This window comes from Nocardia sp. alder85J (genome assembly GCF_020176955.2).
GTDB lineage: Bacteria > Actinomycetota > Actinomycetes > Mycobacteriales > Mycobacteriaceae > Nocardia.
This window is the reverse complement of the sequence record NZ_JAIUCZ020000012.1, coordinates 26,590-41,702: the sequence shown is the minus strand read 5'-3', so window position 1 is coordinate 41,702 and position 15,113 is coordinate 26,590. Positions and strand designations below refer to the sequence as shown.

At 71.6% G+C, this 15,113-nt stretch carries 13 protein-coding genes; all 13 read right to left on the bottom strand.

Annotated features, from left to right (window positions below):
- Window positions 1-8: 8 nt before the first annotated feature.
- The 13 genes from LBW94_RS35690 to LBW94_RS35630 are packed head-to-tail and all read right to left on the bottom strand — an operon-like array spanning window position 9 to window position 15,104.
- On the bottom strand, window positions 9-452 hold the full coding sequence (locus LBW94_RS35690) for a hypothetical protein (RefSeq protein ID WP_225056962.1): 444 nt from the start codon (window positions 450-452) through the stop codon (window positions 9-11).
- Entirely contained in the window at window positions 449-1,843 is a 1,395-nt protein-coding gene (locus LBW94_RS35685; RefSeq protein WP_225056961.1) for a type IV secretory system conjugative DNA transfer family protein, read from the bottom strand. Before LBW94_RS35685 ends, LBW94_RS35690 begins: the two co-directional genes overlap by 4 nt.
- Window positions 1,840-2,349 (bottom strand): hypothetical protein, encoded by a 510-nt coding sequence (locus LBW94_RS35680; RefSeq protein ID WP_225056960.1) that lies wholly within the window; start codon window positions 2,347-2,349, stop codon window positions 1,840-1,842. Before LBW94_RS35680 ends, LBW94_RS35685 begins: the two co-directional genes overlap by 4 nt.
- A gap of 16 nt (window positions 2,350-2,365) precedes the next feature.
- On the bottom strand, window positions 2,366-3,823 hold the full coding sequence (locus LBW94_RS35675) for an ATP/GTP-binding protein (protein ID WP_225056959.1): 1,458 nt from the start codon (window positions 3,821-3,823) through the stop codon (window positions 2,366-2,368).
- Window positions 3,820-5,397: an SCO6880 family protein gene (locus tag LBW94_RS35670; protein WP_225056958.1), complete on the bottom strand. Its 1,578-nt coding sequence runs from the start codon at window positions 5,395-5,397 to the stop codon at window positions 3,820-3,822. The genes LBW94_RS35675 and LBW94_RS35670 overlap by 4 nt, the downstream gene beginning before the upstream one ends.
- The gene (locus LBW94_RS35665; protein WP_225056957.1) at window positions 5,394-7,568 is read right to left on the bottom strand and encodes a hypothetical protein; all 2,175 of its coding nucleotides are present in this window, start codon (window positions 7,566-7,568) and stop codon (window positions 5,394-5,396) included. The genes LBW94_RS35670 and LBW94_RS35665 overlap by 4 nt, the downstream gene beginning before the upstream one ends.
- A 10-nt stretch (window positions 7,569-7,578) precedes the next feature.
- Window positions 7,579-8,334 carry a hypothetical protein gene (locus LBW94_RS35660; RefSeq protein WP_225056956.1) on the bottom strand — a complete coding sequence of 252 codons (756 nt, stop codon included), beginning with the start codon at window positions 8,332-8,334 and terminating at the stop codon, window positions 7,579-7,581.
- 12 nt (window positions 8,335-8,346) lie between these two features.
- A complete protein-coding gene (locus tag LBW94_RS35655) occupies window positions 8,347-8,739 on the bottom strand; it encodes a hypothetical protein (RefSeq protein ID WP_225056955.1) in 393 nt (130 codons plus the stop codon).
- Between the two features lie 22 nt (window positions 8,740-8,761).
- On the bottom strand, window positions 8,762-10,129 hold the full coding sequence (locus LBW94_RS35650) for a MinD/ParA family ATP-binding protein (RefSeq protein ID WP_225056954.1): 1,368 nt from the start codon (window positions 10,127-10,129) through the stop codon (window positions 8,762-8,764).
- Entirely contained in the window at window positions 10,110-10,721 is a 612-nt protein-coding gene (locus LBW94_RS35645; protein WP_225056953.1) for a hypothetical protein, read from the bottom strand. The genes LBW94_RS35650 and LBW94_RS35645 overlap by 20 nt, the downstream gene beginning before the upstream one ends.
- Window positions 10,718-12,328, bottom strand: a complete 1,611-nt coding sequence (locus LBW94_RS35640) for a M23 family metallopeptidase (RefSeq protein WP_225056952.1) — start codon at window positions 12,326-12,328, stop codon at window positions 10,718-10,720. Before LBW94_RS35640 ends, LBW94_RS35645 begins: the two co-directional genes overlap by 4 nt.
- Complete coding sequence (locus LBW94_RS35635) at window positions 12,325-14,406, bottom strand: cutinase family protein (protein WP_225056951.1); 2,082 nt, start codon at window positions 14,404-14,406, stop codon at window positions 12,325-12,327. The genes LBW94_RS35640 and LBW94_RS35635 overlap by 4 nt, the downstream gene beginning before the upstream one ends.
- Window positions 14,403-15,104 (bottom strand): hypothetical protein, encoded by a 702-nt coding sequence (locus LBW94_RS35630; protein ID WP_225056950.1) that lies wholly within the window; start codon window positions 15,102-15,104, stop codon window positions 14,403-14,405. The genes LBW94_RS35635 and LBW94_RS35630 overlap by 4 nt, the downstream gene beginning before the upstream one ends.
- Window positions 15,105-15,113: the final 9 nt, after the last annotated feature.

The window sequence follows — 15,113 nt, the reverse complement described above, 5'->3', positions numbered from 1 at the left end:
CGGTGTGTTCACGGTGTGCTTCCTCGGTTGGGTGCTGGGCGTCGTGCGATGTCGTCGCGGATGAAGCCCCCGAGGTCGGTGGCGATTTTCGGGGGGTGCGGGCGGTGGGCGCAGTGCTGGTCGGTGCAGTCGGCCAGCAGGCGCGCGACCGCGTCGACCGCAGACCTCATCCACTGGGTGTGCCAGGCGGTCAGGTTTTCCGTCCAGGGCTCCGGGACTCCGCGATCCACCACGTAGACGGCTTTGTGCGCGGCCATGAGCGCGGTCAGCTCCTCCACGACCGCGCCGTGGCGGTACCAGCAGGGGGTGATCTTGCTGCCGGGCTGGTATCGCTCGCGGAACCAGTCCACCCACGTCGTGAGATCGGTCCACAGGCTGCGGGCGCTGTCCCGGTCGAGATCGGCCCAGGCGAATCGGCTCGGCCCGAACACCGGCTGCTGACCGCCGGTCATGGCAGGGGTTCCTGGATCGTCACGGCGGTGGTGCCCGTGTAGTGGCGTGGGACGGTGCCGCGCTGCACGATGGCGTCGAACTCGGCCAGCGATGCGAGTACACGGCGGCGCAGGTGCGGCACCTGCCATACCGTGGGCAGGTTCAGCACTATGGGTCCGGCGTTGCGGTAGAGCAGCAATGCGTCGTCGGTATCCAATTCCCGCAGCTGCGCGGCGGTCATGATCGGGTCGTCGTGCAGTTGGTAACTCGGGGCGCCGCGGCCGATGGTCGCGCGCCATTCCCGGCGATTGCCGATCAACCGCGACAGGTCGTTGAGTTCGTCCCCGCGCATGCCGGGCAGGATCAGCATCGCCGGGGCCGAGTGCGCGAGCATGAGCCCGCCGTGATCCCCCCACCGGGCCTGGTTCTGCCTCTGATTGTGGGCGAAGGCATAGACGCTGATGCCCCGGCCGCCGCTGTCGGACATGATCGAGGGCAGCTCGGGGATGGGGGCGACGTTGTTGACCTCGTCGAGCACCAGCCGCACCGGCGGGTCCAGCCGCCCGGACCGGTGCAGTTGGGAGGCACGGTCGGCGACATGATGGACTTCGGCGGCCAGCGCGGCCACGAACGGCGCCATCGACCCGGTGGTGCCCTTCGACACCAGGTAGAGAGTGTTGCGGCGGTCGGGGTCCAGGACGAAAGAGGCGACGTCGAAGCCGGCGTCCTGATCGATGTCGACAGCGGACAACAATCGCGGGGAGGCCAGCGGTTCCAGCAGTCGCGCCGCCGCGGCGATCACATCGTCACTGGATTCGCTGGCGCTGGTGAGGATCTGGGACAGCTCCGATGCCCAGTCGGGCAGATGGCGGGCGAGGATGTCGTGCGCGGTGGTGGTGGTCCGGGAGGACACCCACTGGCGGACCTCCCGGATCCCGATGTGCTCGAGCGCGGCGGCGTGCAGGTAACAGCGCAACAGGGTCGCCGCTTTGCTCTCGAAATAGCCCGAGTTGCGCGCGCCTTCCATCGGCATGGCGCGCGCGAGTGCGGCAGCGCGACGGATCGCGGTGTCGGGGTCGTCGCAGCCGGTCAGGATCGACCAGCGGATCGGGGCGGGCCACCCGGTCAAGCCCTCGGGGTCGAAGACCGCGGTCGCGCCGACGCGGGCGCGGTCGGCGATGGTGGCGCCGAGCACATCCCGGGCCTTCGTCGTGGTGACCAGCACGAAGCCGGGCGCATCGGACACCAGTTGGTAAGCCAATCGCCACGTCTTGCCCGATCCGGTGGGCCCTTCGACGAGCATGGCGTCGCGGTGCTGCAAGAAGACCTGCTGCCGGTGACCGGACACGGTACCCAAGGGCACGGCCATCCGCGCCGGATCCAGCCGGCCGGTATCCCACGGCCGTTTCATCGCTGCCTCCGTCCGGGTGTCCGCCGACCGGGTACGCCGCTGGTGGCGGCCAGATTCGGGTATTCCTTGCGGGCCTTGCGGACCGCGCTTCGGCTGTCCAGTCCCGCGCGGTGCAAGTCCGCGGGAACCGCCAGCCCACTGCGCTGGTGCCGGCGCCGGTGACGACGACGCCGGTGGAATTCGGCGCGCGCCAGTTCCACGGTCAGCAGGAATACGGCGGCGGTACTGGTGATGCACAGCCAGGTCAGCCAGGCCGGGCCGGGCCGGGGGTCAGCGGGCCATGCGGCGGCGGGATCTCCGGGATGACGCCACAGACCGGCCAGCACCGCGGTGATCGCATGCCACCCAGGGGCCGGTAACCCGTGGCCGGCCAGCAGCCCGGACAGCGCGCCCCCGCCGAATACCGCCACCAGCACCGCCGAGCCGGCATACAGCGCCAACTCCCATTGCGCCGGTAGCAGGGCGCGCTCCCGGGTCGGGGCGATGGGTGTGTCGTCGCGGCTCATGGGCCCTCCACGGTGGTCATGACGAGACACCGGTGATAGCGGTGTCGGTGTCGGTGAGCAGAATTTCGTGCGGTGACCTGATGTGATCGAGCAGGAAAGGGTCACGGGTGCCGATCTTGACCAGGGCCTGACCGCGGCCCAGGCGCATCAGTGCTTCCTCGGTGCCGGGCGGGAGCCGGTACATGCGTACGGCCTCGGCCACGTCGTCGGCGCGGGCCTGCCCGAACAGCAGTACGATCGACGCTTCGGCCATCAGCGCCCGCGCCGGTGAATCCGCCGGCACGTCGGCGAGGTGGTGGAACGCGGAAATGGTGGAAAGCCCCAGCCCGCGACTGAGTTTCAGGTTGGCTTGGAACACGTTGCCCGTGGATCCCTGCGCAACGTGCCAGCCTTCTTCGACTATCAGCACGGTCTGCTGGAATCGGCTGCTGCGGGCGGCCAGGCGGTTGGCCAGCCAGGTGTTGGCGACGGTCATGACGATGCGCAGGGCGGGCCCGGAGGTCGGGAGGCTGGACAGATCGAAATGGACGAACGGGTGGGTGTCCAAGGCTTCGCGCACATCCGGGGTGGTTTCGCGGTCGACGAGCCCGGCCAGATCGCGATCGGCCAGGCGCACCAGTGCAAGCCCGGGTTCCAGCCCCCATTCCAGGGCCCGCTCGGCCCACCGGTCGCCGAACACGTCGCCATCGGTGGGGCGCGGCCGCAGCAGTCGCAGTGCCAGATCGCGGACGACCGGGGCCCGGCCATCGCGCTGCGCGTCGGCGCCGATGAGGACCAAGGCGGCGCCGACGGCCGCTTTCTCGCGCTCGGTGAGGCTGCGTCCCATGCTGTCTTCGAGCACCGCGAGCACCAGCGCTTCCTGCCCGGCCGGGACCACGCCGGACAGGCCTCCGGCGTGGTCGCCGCCGGTGGAGATGGCCGGGTCCAAGAGATTGATGCACGCGCCGCCGGTGCCGCCACCGGTCTGGAACCGGATCGACGCGGCGCCGAGCGCCCGCGCGAGTGGCGTGTATTCACCGTGGCCTGCCTGCGGTTTCTTGTCGAAAACCACCACTTGGCGGCCGCCGATCAGCTGCCGCAGCCCGAACGCTGTTTTGATCAGCGCCGATTTGCCGCGGCCGATGTCACCGATCACGCAGACGTTGATCCCGCTGATCTCGGCACCGGCGTAGAGCATGAACGGGTCGATGACCTCGAGTTCCTGGCTGATCCGGTTCAGTCCTGCGGCGACGCCTTCCTGACGCGACGATCGGCGGCTGGCACCGAGGTTGAGCGCTTCGGCCTGCCGGGTCGTCGTCCACGCTCCTTCGCGGCGAGCCTCGTACCAGCCGTACCGATCGAGGAACCGTCGCCGTTTCGGCGGCGGCCGTCGCGGCGGGGGCACGACCTCGGCGGCGGCGGACCGGTCACGCAGAGGCTGCTCCGCGCGGGATCGGGGCGAGGTGGTGACGGTGGTGGTCATCGTGGCGGTCACCGGGTGTATCGGGTGGGGGCCAGGCCACGGCCCAGAGGGACGGTGGCGATCAGGGCGACGTCGTGGTCGTCGGTGGCCCAGTCGATGTCGCCGATGGCGGACTCGGTGGCCGCTTCGGTGACGCGCAGGCAGGCACGATCCAGGTCTTCGGCGTCGCGGCCGGTGACCGCGACGGCGAGGGTGTAGATGACGCCGTGGTGGCCGGAGCCGGGGGTGAGGTCCTGGCGGCGGCGGTCCGAGGCCGACAGCAGCGTGCCGACCGATCCGTCGTCGATGCGGCCTTTGCGCCGGTCCTTGGCGGCGCGGGCCTGGTCGGAGGTGAAGTCGCCGCGGGCGGCGGCTCGGGCGCGGTGGGCGGGGACGAAGTCGAGCCGGACGCTGACGGTGCGGATGGTCGGCATCGGCGCGGTCTCGTCGTCGCCGGGATCGGCATCCACACCGGTCAGCAGCGGCGACAGCCACAACGTGTGTAGTTCCACCGGTTCGATCGCGCGGCCGGGTATCCAGCCGACCCGGGTACGCCACCGGCCCTCGGCGCCGATGGCGACCGCGTCGCGGCCGCCGACGTAGCTGGGCCAGCAGGAGGTCCAGGAAGCATCGGCGTGGCGGGCCAGCGGATGATCGGGGTGAATACAGGCGCGGATGACCGCGCAGGCCCGTTTCTCGCCGAAGACGCTGACCTCCCCCATGCCCGCGGAGGCCAGCAGTCGGACCGCTCGCTCGGTCTCGTCCCGAATCACCTGGGCGATTGCTCCGATGATCGGCGCGTGCGCGGCGCGGGCGACCGCCGCTGTCTCGGCCATGAACCGGTCGGTTTGCGGGATCCGCAGCGCGATATAGCAGCGATGCTCCTCAGCGAGCGGGGCCAGCACGTCCAGCAGGGCACCGTAGGACTCCACCACCGGCAGCAACCGCGCGTCGGTGAGCGCGGCGACCTGCGCCGCCGCCCACTGTTCGTGGGGGGCCATGTCGTGCGGCACGCTGCGGTGCACCATCTGGATGCCACGGATGAACGAGGACTCCCGCGCCATGCTTGCCAGGAAGCTGCCGAAGGCCGCCGCAGCTGCGGCGTAGGCCGCGTCGCCGCGCAGGCCACTGGCGACCCCGTCGACGGCGAGCATGACCGAGAAGTAGGTGCGTTCCCCGGGGTTGGCGTGGCGCAGGATGAACAGGTCGTCCAGTCCGGTACCGCTGACGTCCAGGGGTGCGACGGTGCCCAGCGGCGGCGGCAGTGCCCAGCCGGGGTCCAGGACGGGGTCGCCGTAGGCGGGGTCGGTGGCGTGGCGGTAGATGTGCTCGCCGCGGCGGCGGCGGTCCCAGGTCCGCAGGGTGTGCATCCGCAGCGCGGCCCACGAGCGGTGTCCGTGCCACTCGATCGTGGCGGCGACCACCGCGACCAGGCCGGCGACGATGATCGCCAAGGTCACCAGCGACGTCCCGGCGATGAGGTACAGGCCGATCGCGGCGATGACCGCGGTGACCCAGGTGGCCATCACCGGCGGGGAGATCCCCAGCAGGGACCGGCGGGCGATCTCCCCGCCGAGGACGTAGGTGCGTGGTTCGGTCGTGGTCATTGCTGTTGCTCTGCCTCTCCCGGCCCCGATTCGGCGGCCGACCGTGCCTTGTTGAGTGCCGCGCTGGCGGCGCTGGCGGCGATGGGCGCGGCCAGCGCCGCCGCACCACCGGCGCCGCGCAGCAGGCGCCCGGCACCACGACCTGCGGTGCCCCAGCCCGGCGCCGTGCCGGATCGTGGCGGGCGGCCGGTACGGCGGGTCAGCATGTCGCCGTAGGCTGCTTCGCGGGCACTGCGCCCGTCGGCACTGCCGCTGGTGCGCCATCTCGGTCCCACCCCGGCGGTGCCACCCGCCGCTGCGACCGCGCCTGCGGAGGGGCGGCCGGTGTCGGGCGCGGAGCGGCCGCCGTCGCGGTCACCGCCGAGGCCTCGCCCGTACCACATGCGCGACATGGCGGATCCGCTGAGCGCACCGGCGAGCATGGACCCGGAGTGGGCGCCGAATCCGGCGGCGTCGGAGCGGGTCGGCAGCAGCGGCGCGTACCGCAGCAGGGTCCACGGTGCGAGACCGACGATGATCAGCGACGCGACGATCATCGACAGTTCGCCGAGGGTGCCGGTATTGCCCTGGGCCGCTGATCGGCCGGTGAGTTCGGCGTCGATCAGCGACGACTCCACTGCCAGCAACAGGAACAGCAACGGTTTGGACAGCACGATCGCGATGAAGACCAGCACCGGGCGCGCGGCTTTGGGCCGCCATTTCGGGTGGACCCACATACCGAAGCCGATACCGGCGGCCACCGCCAGGACCGGCAGGGCGTTCGCGTGCAGCAACAGTCCGAAGAAGACTCCGAGGGCGCCGGCGATCAGCAGCAGGTAGAGGATCAGGCCGACGATGACGCCGCCGGGCAGCTGGGGAGCGGTCAGCTGCCCGGTGAAAGTGGAGATGTTGTCGACCATCGCGCCCATGTCCGGGCCTGCGGTGGTGGCGACCGACGTCGCCAGCGCGTTGGCGGCGTCGACGAGCAGCTGGGCCAGCATCGGCGCGAACAGCATCAGCACGACCCCGGTGGGTGCGTACACCAGCAGGTCGCCGCCGATCGTCTTGATCGTCTCGCCCTTCGACGCCGCCCGCCAGACCGCCAGCAGCGTCATGATGCCCATGGTCATGACGCCGATCCCGCAACTCAGCGCGTACCAGCGCAGGAACCAGGCCGCGGCGGGGTCGAACCCTCCCACGTCCGCCAGCCCGGCCAGGGTCTTCGAGGTGAGGTCGACCGCCGATTCCTTCGCGGCGTCGGCCCACTGGTCGATCACCGACTGCGGGTCGGAGACGAATTTCACGATGCCCGGGACTGCGGTACCCCAGGTCCAGGCGAACGCCGACGCGTACGCGGCCGCCGCCTTGAATTGAGGCGTCGCTTCCAGCGCCTGGCCGACCCGGTCCGACAGCGACGTGTTGGCGGAGATCCAATGGGCGGTCCCGGCGAACAGGCGCCCGACCGCCCGATTCCATTCCACGCAGCGGCGCAGATCGTCGGCACCGGGATCCGCCTGATCACAATCTACGAAAAATGCGTGCGCGCAATAGATTTCGGATACCTTGCCTCCGCACGGCTGTGTCCACGCCTCGCCCGGGACATCGCCTGCACCAGCGGTCCTGTGGATCTCGGTCATGGACTGCCGGTCTGGGGTCGCCGCCCACTGGAATCCCCAGGTGTTGAAGGTGCGTGTCGCCCAGCGCTGCAAGTCCGCAGCACAGTATCCGGTGGGCATCCGGTACGCCGGATCACCGGCGGGGAAGACTTTCGGCAGCGCAGACGGTTCGGTGCCGGCCGCGATCTGCACGTCGAGACTGGAGTCGTCCGCCGCGCCCGCCGCGCCGGCGGGACCGAGGACGGGATCGCGGGCCGAGGCGCGCAGCAGGGCCCGCTTCTGGTCCGGGGCCGCGGTCCAGTACAGCAACCGGTCCTCGACCGGGAAGGCCGCGTCGAGGTAGACGCCCATGTCGCCGCCCCGGTCGTGACACGGGCCCGAGAACCACGGCGCTGCCTTGAATTCGTCGGTGCCACCGACGAATTGGCGTAGCTCGGCGGGAAACCCCTGCGGCAGCGTGCTCGCCGAGGCCGTGGGGGTACCGCCGGGTGCGGGCGCCGGGCTGCCGACCGCCGGAGCGACGGCGGCGAGAGCGAAGATCGTGGCGGCCGCCACGACGGTGAGGAATTGCCGCATCCCCGGCACCTCAGTCCACGTAGATCGTGTAGTAGCCGCCGACCAGCGGCTGTGCCAGTGGTGATCCCGCGGTCGGTGCCACCGCGTCGTCGGGTGTGGGGCCCACCCGGCCGGTCTTCTCCCGGGCCCGCCAGTCACCGTCCTGCCACACCAGCTCCACGGTGTCGGTGGACCAGACCGTCGTCACCGACACCGGGTCTCCGGGGGAGATCGACGCGCGCGACACGCCCATCGTCCAGACCGACACCTCCGCGGTGGTGTCGGTGAAGGCGGTCACCGACACGGCCGCAGGCAGCACGGTGAGCACGTCGCTGTCGGGGGCCCGGTTGCTGCCGAGGGCGATCGACGCGCGCAGCGCCGGTCCCGGATCGGTGGCGACCAGCGCCGCGACCACCTTGTCCATCGCGATCCGCCCGGAACCGGCCTGCGCCAGGGCCTGCACCACGTTGACCGCGGCGGTCGCCGCGCCGGAACGGTCGCGGCTGTAGCCGACCGGGACGTTGCCCAGCACACGGGTCGGGCCGTGGGCCGCGCGCACCGCGAATCCGGCGGCACCACCGGGACGGTCGCGGTGCCCACCGGCGACCACGGCGATGACCAGCACCGTCACCACCGCCAGGGTCACCGCGATCACCCACGCCCAGCTGATGCGACGCGTCGGCATGCGCGGCCGCGCTCCGGCGGCCGGGTCGGTCGCGGTGGTGCCCGCGATCGGCTGCGGGTGCCCGGCGTCGGGGGTTATCGCGCCGAATCCTCGTGTGGCCATGATGGTTTCGCCTCAGCCGCCGACGACGAACAGGATCGCGCCGACGATCGGGGAGGCCAGCCCCGCCAGCCCGAGTGCCACCAGGGCGTCGCGGACGTCGTCCATGCCCTCGGACAGGTCGTTGCTGTACCCGCGCTGCTTGGCGGAGCGGACCTTGTAGGCACCGACGACCACGCGGACCGAGCAACCGATCAGCACAGCCGCCCAGATCGCGGCGACCACCCGCTTCCAGGCCGCGTCCAGCGCGGTCCCGAACAGGTCGAACCGGGGAGCAACGCCGCCGAGCGGGTTGTCGATCGCCGAGGCGATACCGGCGCCGACCACCATCCACAGCAGCAGCGTCACGGCGACGGCGAGTGACGCCCACGGCCGCGAGCGGCGGGCACGATGTCTGGGTCGTCTCATTGTTGTTGCCTCCCAAGGGATGTCATCCGGCAGCGGTGCCGTTCCGGTCGTCGAAGGTGTCCGGGCGGCCTCCGGGGCCGCCGAAGCGGATGCGGGTGCCGCGGTAGCTGCGGCCGCGCCGCCGTGGCCCGGGATCAGGGCGGCGGGTGTCGTATTCGCGGGGCACGGCCCGGGATCGGGGCGTGATGTCGGTGTGCAGCGGAGCGGCGGCAGCCGCGAGTTCGTCGGCGACACCGTCGGCGACCACCGCTGCGACGTGGGTCCATGCCCGCACCGTCGGCGGTGGCAGGCGGGTGTAGACGATGCGCTCGCCGCCGGCGAGGGTCGGGTCGAAGGGGACGTGCACGACGCGGGTGAGGTCGGCGCGGGCCAGCGCCTCGTGGACGGCCTCCCGCGACGGTGGATCGGCGGCGGTGCCGTCGGCCAGGACGATCACCGCCGACTGCACCAGCCGGTCGTACCCGCGGGCGGCGAGACCGTCGAGCATGCGCAGCGCCGCGTGCGCGTGGTCACGGCGATAGGTCATCGGCACGACCAGCTGGGTGGCGTGCTCGACCGCCCAGAGAAACGCCGGCGCGCGGTCGCTGTTGCCGGTGTCGGCGATCACGATGCTGCGATGCCGGTGCAGGACGGCCAGGATCGCTGTGCATTCGTCGGCGCCGATCATCTCGTGACGCAGCGCGGACTGGTCCGAGGCCAGGATTTCGTCACCGGTGGGTTGTGGCAGCAGGAATCGCGCCACGGCCGAGGCGACCACGGTCGGGGAACACAGGTCCCGGGCATGGGCGAGCAGGTCCCACGTCGTCGGCGGTGACGGCGGCACCTGTGCGGCGCGGGCGGCAAGAGTGCCGCGGGTCTCGTGGTTGTCCCAGGCGACCACGCCGTGACCGCGATGGCGGGCGATGGTGTGGGCCAGCATCAGCACTGCGGGGGTGACGCCGGACCCGCCTTTCGGGTTGGCCACGGTGATGACCGGTGTGCCGGGCAAGGGCTGGCGGATGCGTTCGATGTCGAGCCGGTGCGCGATCTCGGCGGCGCTCGGGCGCAGGCGGGCCCCCAGCAGGTTGGCCCGGCCGCGCCATCCCCATTGCGCCGGATCGGTCTCGACTCCCGGCGGGGCGCCCAGCAACCGCCGCAGCCGTTCTTCGCGCAGTTCTTCCAGTTCGGCAGCGGTCGGGGGTGTCGTGGCGAGATTCTGTGCCCCCACGCCGTACCGGTCGGCGCTCGCGGAGCCGGGCCCGGTGGTGGGCGGCCGCAACCGCATGGACGGTTCCGCCGTGGCCGGGCGCAGCCGTTGCTGGCGCAGGTTCACTGCGGCCTCGGCCGCGTACTGGTCTTCCGCGGCGGTGCCGGCGGTGGGTGCGGGGCGGTCATCCTCGGGGATCGACACGGGCGACCTCCCAGCCTCGGGCCGGGTCGCGGCGCAGCAGCACCCCGACGGTGTCGGTCACGGTGTCGACGAGGTCTCCTTGCGGGCCGTACATCTCCCGGGTGACCACGTAGACCCTGATCGCTTCCGAATCTGTTGGCGGTGGCACGGTTTCGGTGGACGCGTCGATCCGGACAGCGGCCACGGCGCGGGCGCGCGCCCAGGTGTCCCAGCGGGCACCGGGTCCGGTGACCGGCGATGTGCCGGTGACCGCGGCGGCCAGCCCGGCCGACAGCAACGGAATCGCGCGCGCGGCGGCATCGAGCGGGCCGCGATCGGTGCAGGTGTTCTGCCCGTACCAGACCGTCAGCGCGGCGCGGGCGGTCGCGTCGGGGTCGGCCCGGTCCACCACGCCCAGCGGCGGCGGCAGCACGGTCGCCGCGGTGACGGGCCGATGCGGCGGATCCGGCGGCAGCGCGCCGGGTGACCAGTGCTGCGGCCCACCGGCTTGCGGCACCGGGCCGGCTGCCGAGGCGCACCCGGCAGCGAGGACGGTGAGCGCGGCGGCCACGTGCAGCCGGATCGGGGTGCGCGGGCGTAGCGACATGGTCATCGGGGCGCTCCGGCGAGAACATCCGTCGAGCCGGAGGTGAATGCGGCAGCGCGGGAGGTGATTGCGGTGACGTAGGCGAGGGTCTCCGGGTTCTGGCACACCTGTCCGGCGGCGCGGGTGGCGGCGGGACCGCAGTTGTAGGCCGACAGCCACAGCTGGGTCAGGTCCCCGTGGAGAATGCCTTGCGCGAGATCGCTTTTCGCTTGTGCCGCAAGCTTGCAGTCGTAGGAGGCCTGGCTCATCACAGCGTCGGGAATCGAGTGGGGATCGCGGGTGCCGTCGCCGTCGCCGTCGACGCCTTCGCCGGCCCAGGTTTCCGGCAGAAATTGCGCCGGACCCAGTGCGCCGGAGGCCGGGTTGTCGACGTCACGGAACCCGCTTTCCTGCTCCAGCTGCGCGGCGATCAGCGGCGCTGTCACCTCCGGGCAGGTGCGTGCGGCGCGCGCGATCCACGGCGAGTACGCATCGGGGACGGCGCCGGGCCGCACGGTGGTGTCCCCCGCGGCCGCGGGCCGGTCGCATCCGGATCCGGCGGTGTCCCCGGTGAGGCCGGAGTAGGTCTGGCCGGCGGCGGGGTACCCGTGTCCTTCCACCGTGACGTGGACGTGGTCCATGTGATTTTCCGTGGGGCTGCCGCGGTCCTCCATGGTGTTGGGCGTGCCGTGCGCGGGCCGGTAGACCTGGCGGAAGATCGCGTAGACGACGTGTAATTCGTCGGCGTGGGACATGACGTAGTCGGCGATCTGCTCACCGAGAGCCTTGCCGTCGTCGCTGTCCCACCCCGGTGGCGTCGGCAGCATGAAGTCCGCGGCGCGGCCGGAGGGGTGATCGGGGTACGGGTCGGCGGCGCGCCAGCCGTAGATCGTGCGGATCTGCGGGAAGTGTTCGTGCAGCAGCCGAACCAGCCGAATGGTGTCCACCTGGAGGTGATCTTCGGAGCCGACCGAGTCCGGCAGCGGCGCCAGCATGGTGTCCCCGCCGACGGGAGCCGGTTGTGCGAGGGCCGCCGCATCGGCGGTGGTGGCGGTCATCGGCCCGGCGTGGCCGGTCAGCCACGGCAGGGGGTCGATGGCGTGCCCGCCGGACAGGCGTCCGCCCGGCCAGACCTCGAAATGCAGATGAGGGCCCGACGCTTCGCCGTTGTGGCCGACGTTGGCGATGTGCTGACCGGCGGTGACCTGGTCGCCGACGTGGACCAGGACACCGCCGGTGTCGGGCATGTGCCCGTACACCGTGGAGTACGGCTGGTTGTCGAGTGTGGTGTCCACGACGATCCACTGGCCGAATCCGGTCGCGGGCCCGGCGGCGGCGACGGTTCCCGAGGTGGCGGCGAGGATCGGGGTGCCGTCGGGTGCGGCGAAGTCGGTGCCGTAGTGGAAGCCGCCGTCGCGGTCCCCGAACGGGGAGGACACCTCCCGGTGGTCCAGCGGCCAGCGGACGATGGTGGTGTCCGACACGGGCATGTCGGGCAGGCAGTTCCCGCTCCCGTGATGGTCGCCGCCGGTACCGGACAGGCCGATCACGACGCACAGGCACACCGGGCCCACCACGATCAGCCACACCCAGCGGACTCGCCGGGGCTGGACATCGTCGTCGTTCATGCTCATGCCCCGATCCCGGCCTGCTGGATCCGGTTGCCGAACCAGTCGGTCAGCCACTGCACCGCGGTGCGCCCGGAGGAATCCACGGCGTACCGGTCGTAGGACTGATGCGCACCGGACCCGACGAACGACGCCGCGGTGATGCCGTCGCCGACCAGTTGGGACACGTCGTCGGCACCGTGTGAAGAGGCCGCCTGGGTCAGCTGGGACGCCAGTCCGGCCAGGTCGGTGACCCCGCCGGAGCCGGTGACCGTCACGTCGTCGGCATGACTGGACTTCGTGCCGGTGATCGTGTCCAGCGCGGTGGTGGCGAATCCCAGCACGGTGGGGATCAGCTGCACGAACGCCGTCGCGATTGTCGCCAGATCCGCACCGCTGGTGAGGGTTTCGACGATGTGCCACAGATCTTCCTGCAACTGCCCGACCTGGCGGGCCAGCCCGACCACGTCGAGATTGCCGAGCATGCTCACGACCAGCGAGGCGATGCCCGCCACGCCGGAGGGATCCGGGATCGCGGCCAGGATCGCGGCGACCGTGTGCAGATCCACCCCGGCGGCCATCTGCACCAGCGGTTCACACAAGTGGTTCACGGTGCCGAACAGGTCGTGCACCGTACGGACTTTGCCCGCGAGGTCGGTGTCGCCGGCGGTGACCGCGGCGGGGATGCGGCCGAGGGTGTCGAGAATCTCGGGGAGGTGACCGCCGAAGGCGAGCGTGTTCGCCGCGACATTGGTGACCTGGCCGATCAGTGTCGACGGCTTCAGCAGCGACAGTGCCGGTGCGGCGTGGGCGAGCAAGTCGGCCGGGGTCGTCAGCGCCGCCGTCGACGAGGCGAGTGTATCTGCGGCCGAAGCGATGTCAGGCCCCGCACCGGCGGTGGTGGTCGTGCCCGACAGTGCGGTGATGAGGGTGGTCAGCGCGGTCGTGGCAGCGGAAAGGTTCGAGGCCCCGGACCCCACCGTGTCGAGGACCTGGCCTGCGGACTGGTCCGATGTTCCCTGTGTCGCTGTCGACAATTGTTGGCGGGCATCGGGATTGGCTGATATCCAGGTCGACAGGTCGGTCAGTCGGCCGAGGGTGTCGCGCGCGTTGGTGGCGGCCGCGGTCAGCGCAGCCGGATCGGCGCCGCCGCTGCGGCTCGCGCCGATGACGGCGGTCAGCTCGGCGGGCAGCCGGGCGAGGTCCGTTTCGGCGACACCGGACGTCAGTGATCGGGTCACTCCGGCGGAATCGGGTGCGCTCGTACTCACCGGGGAGTCCGGAGCCTGTGTCGCCGACGAGGGTGCCGACATCGCGCCGGTCGGTTGGGTCAGGACCCTCCCGAGGGCGGCGATCACGGGGTTGCTGGCGGCGGAGGTCGAACAATAGAGGTCGTCGGTGGCGCACAGTTCGGCGGTGACCGCGCTCAGTGCGCAGAACCCGCCGGCCCGGGTGCCACGGATGCCGGTTCCCTGGACCGGCGGCCCCACGAGTTTGCCGCCCGCGGTGCCCTGCTGGGGATCGGCGAGCAGTCCCACCGCCAAGATCCGCGACGGTGGGACCGGGGACCGGCGGCACCCGATCGCGGCGGCGAGGTCACCGGCGGCGTCGGCGCCCTGGGAATAGCCTGAGATCAGGAACTTCGTCGCGGTGCAGCGCTCAGCGAGGTCGCTGAGCGCCTGTGACGCTGCGGCGACGCCCAGGGATTCGCTGTCCCCGTAGGCGAGACCGTCCATCGCACGCGCGGGGTAGGCGGGGAAGATCGCGGTGAACCCGGCACCGAATTTCTGGCCGAGTGCCGTGGCGATCGGGGCGAGCATCCCGACCGGCTGTCTCGGATCGGCGTCCTGACCCGTTTCCCAGGTGCCCGCGACGAACACACCGGCGACGGCCGGGCATCCCTGGCCGGTAGCGAGGCCGGGCTGGCCGGTGTCGGGTTGCGCCACTGCGCACGGGTACCGGGTGGCCATCACCAGAAGCACCAGCAGCAGGGACCAGCAGGCTGCCGCTGTCCGGCGGTGGAGGAAACGACCGCAGTGCTCGGCCGCGAGGCGACGGGTTGCGCGCGCGGTCCGGCGGTCGGCGGGGTGTCCAGGGGTGCTCATCGTGCCGTGATTCCGGTGATCAGCACCTGCGCACCCTGCTCGATGGTGGTGACGGTCTGGTGGTAGCTCACCGCTGCGGCCCCGGGCCGGTGCTCGGTGAGGTCGACCTGCCACCGGCCGGGGCCACCGTCCGGCCGGATCGACACGCAGTAGGTCGTCCCCTGTGGCACGGTGTCGATGCCGTGCTGGATCGCGTCCGCCGACGGAACTGCCGCGTCGGCGGTGGTCGCCTGTCGCGCCAGCGGGCCGCTGCGCGCGAGGTAGTAGCCACTCTCGAACGCGAGAATCGCGTCCGGGCCGGTGTCGGTCCCGCCGGGCCCGGCACCGGTCACCACGTCACCGTGGGTCGCCGCCGGGCACCAGTCACCGGAAGCCGCCGACGGCGATCCCGTCGGCGAGGAAGCGGCGATCGGCACCTGTGCGGGCCGGGGCCGGGCCGGGTGGGCGAGCACTGTCACGGCCACCGCCAGGGCCACCGCCGCGATGCCCGCCATCAGGCCGGTGCGGAGCGAAATCTTCCAGTGTGAACGCGGAAGTCGTTGCGCCACTGCCTCAGTGAGCCGGTCGTCCAGGTCATCAGCCCAGTCGCGGTGGTGTCCCGCAGCGCCCGGGTCATCGAGGCGGCGGGCCCGTGCCGCGTCGGCGACCGAGGGCAGTGCCCGGCGGCCGGGTTCCGTACGAGGATCCGAGACGATCATGTCGTTGCT